This window comes from Nonomuraea sp. MG754425 (assembly GCF_021699195.1).
Taxonomy (GTDB): Bacteria; Actinomycetota; Actinomycetes; order Streptosporangiales; family Streptosporangiaceae; genus Nonomuraea.
Window position 1 is genome coordinate 1 of sequence record NZ_SSXE01000380.1, and the last position, 2818, is coordinate 2818.

Annotated in this window: 2 protein-coding genes and 1 pseudogene; all 3 read right to left on the bottom strand. The window is 67.4% G+C overall.

Annotated elements, in window-relative coordinates:
• Positions 1-338, bottom strand: a pseudogene (locus FAF44_RS52710) (integrase); the annotation flags it as partial.
• An 80-nt stretch (positions 339-418) separates the two neighbouring features.
• Positions 419-1948, bottom strand: a complete 1530-nt coding sequence (locus FAF44_RS52715) for a UDP-N-acetylglucosamine 1-carboxyvinyltransferase (protein WP_237111041.1) — start codon at positions 1946-1948, stop codon at positions 419-421.
• Positions 1949-1962: 14 nt separating this feature from the next.
• Positions 1963-2818 (bottom strand): enoyl-CoA hydratase/isomerase family protein (locus tag FAF44_RS52720; protein ID WP_237111042.1); only part of this gene is annotated, 856 nt, incomplete at its 5' end.

The following is a 2818-nucleotide window of genomic DNA, read 5'->3' on the forward strand; positions in this document are numbered from 1 at the left end:
TGCTTGAACAACGCCGAGATCGACCGGCGAAACCGCGCCTGCGACGACGGCGACTGCCCACCGCCCCGCCCCCCACCAGCCGCACGCGCCGAACCGGGGGAGGAGCGGCCATCCGGCTTACGCGCGAACGCCAGCAGGAGCGCATCCACATCCGCGCCCGTCAGATCATCGAGCACCACCCGCTCACCGGCCAGCTCCACCAGGCACGCCACATCCCGCGCGTACACCTCCGCCGTCGACGGCGACAACGCCCCCGTCAACGTCCGGGCCCGCACCAACTCCACATACCGGTCCGCCGCCTCCGCCACCGTCACCCGGTCGAGCTCCGCAGGCCGCACCCGCCGCACCCCTTTTTCCCGTCGACACAACCGATCCAGGAACGACGGTAGCGGCCCGCACCGACAACCGGCAGCCGGACTCAGATGTCGCGGAAGGTCTCGATCCGCGCCCCCAGCGCGTTCAACCGCTCGGCCAGATCCTCATACCCCCGGTTGATCACATACACGTTCCGCAGCACCGACGTACCCTCGGCCGCCATCATCGCCAGCAGCACCACCACCGCCGGCCGCAACGCCGGCGGGCACATCATCTCCGCGCTCCGCCACCGCGTCGGACCCTCCACCAGCACCCGATGCGGATCCAGCAGCTTCACCGACGCCCCCAGCCGGGTCAGCTCCGTCAGATAGATCGCCCGATTGTCGTACACCCAGTCATGGATCAGCGTCGAACCCTGCGCCGCCGCCGCGATCGCCGCGAAGAACGGCACATTGTCGATGTTCAGCCCCGGGAACGGCATCGGATGGATCTTGTCGATGGGGGAGACGAGCTTCGACGGCCGCACCGTCAGATCCACCAGCCGCGTACGACCGTTGGCCGCCGGATACTCCCGCCCCCGATCATGATCCAGCCCCATCTCCTCCAGCACCGCCAGCTCGATCTCCAGGAACTCCACCGGCACCCGGCAGATCGTCAGCTCCGACGACGTCACCACCGCCGCAGCCAGCAGACTCATCGCCTCCACCGGATCCTCCGACGGCGAATAATCCACATCCCGCTCGATCGACGGCACCCCGTGCACCGTCAGCGTCGTCGTCCCGACACCCTCCACCCGCACCCCGAGCTCCTCCAGGAAGAAGCACAGGTCCTGCACCATGTAATTGGAGGAGGCGTTACGGATCACCGTCACCCCGTCATGCCGCGCCGCCGCCAGCAACGCGTTCTCCGTCACCGTGTCACCCCGCTCGGTCAGCACGATCGGCCGCGACGGAGACACCGACCGATCCACCCGCGCATGGTAGAAACCCCCGGTCGCGGTGATGTCCAGCCCGAACGGCCGCAACGCCGACATGTGCGGCTGCACCGTACGCGTACCCAGATCACAACCCCCCGCATACGGGATCTGGAACTGCTCCGTCCGATGCATCAACGGCCCCAGGAACATGATCACGCTCCTGGTGCGACGGGCCGCCTCGGTGTCCATCGCCTCCAGCTCCAGCCGCGCCGGAGGCACGATCTCCAGATCGCTGCCCTCGTTGATCCACCGCGCCCGCACCCCGATCGAGGCCAGCACCTCCAGGATCCGGTACACCTCCTCGATCCGCGCCACCTTCCGCAAGATGGTGCGGCCCGAGTTCAGCAACGACGCGCACAACAGCGCCACACACGCGTTCTTCGACGTCTTGACGTCGATGCTGCCGGAAAGCCGGCGGCCACCCACCACCCGCAGATGCATCGGCCCCGCATAACCGAGCGAGACGATCTCACTGTCGAGCGCCTCACCGATCCGGGCGATCATCTCAAGACTGATGTTCTGGTTTCCGCGCTCGATGCGGTTGACCGCACTCTGACTCGTCGCCAGCGCGTCGGCAAGCTGCAGTTGAGTCCACCCGCGATGCTGACGCGCATCCCGGATCAGCCGACCGATCCGCACAAGATAATCATCTGCCACACGGCCACCATATCTCACATATGAGATGCACCCGCGACCGAGGGTCCCGGCGCGCCGGACAACTCCCGATGACCCGCCAGATGCTCCGGCGTCGCCACCACCTTCGCCTTGTGCACGAACTCCCGCCGCGCCTGCCGGAACCCACTACGATCATCGAACATGTCCCGGCTCATCTCCGCCAGCTCCTCGGCCCGGTAGGCGTCCAACGGCTTACGCCGCTCATCCACCTGACGCACCTGCCGCCTGCCCGCCAGCAGCCGATCGTAACCCGGATCCGCCGCCAGCCGCTCGGCGTACTCCAGCACCCGGCGCTCGAAATCCAGCCGCGACCCCGGCAACGCCTTGTCCGCCAGCCCGCACTCCACCGCCTGCGCCGCCCCGACCGGCAACGCCTGCTCCGTCAACCGCCGCGCATGCTCCGCACCCACCCGCCGCGGCAGCACATACGTCCAGTACTCACTGCCGAACAACCCCATCGTCCGATAATGCGGATTCAACACCACCGACTCCCGCACGATCACCCGATCCGCACCCAGCCCCATCATCACCCCGCCCGCACCCGCGTTCCCCCCGATCGACGTCACCACCAACTGACTCCCGCACCCCACGATCTCCCGGCACACCGCATTGATCGCGTTGATGTTCATCCACGCCTCCAGCTCCGGATGACGCGCCGCCTCGATCACGTTCAGATGAATGCCGTTGGAGAACACCTCACCACCCCGCACCACCAGCACCCGCGTGTCCTGCGCCACCGCGTACCGCAACGCCGAAGCCAGCCGCCGGCACTGCTCCGTCGACATCGCCCCGTTGTAGAAGTCGAAACTCACCACCCCCACCCCATCACTGCGGTCATAGGTGATCTCGCTG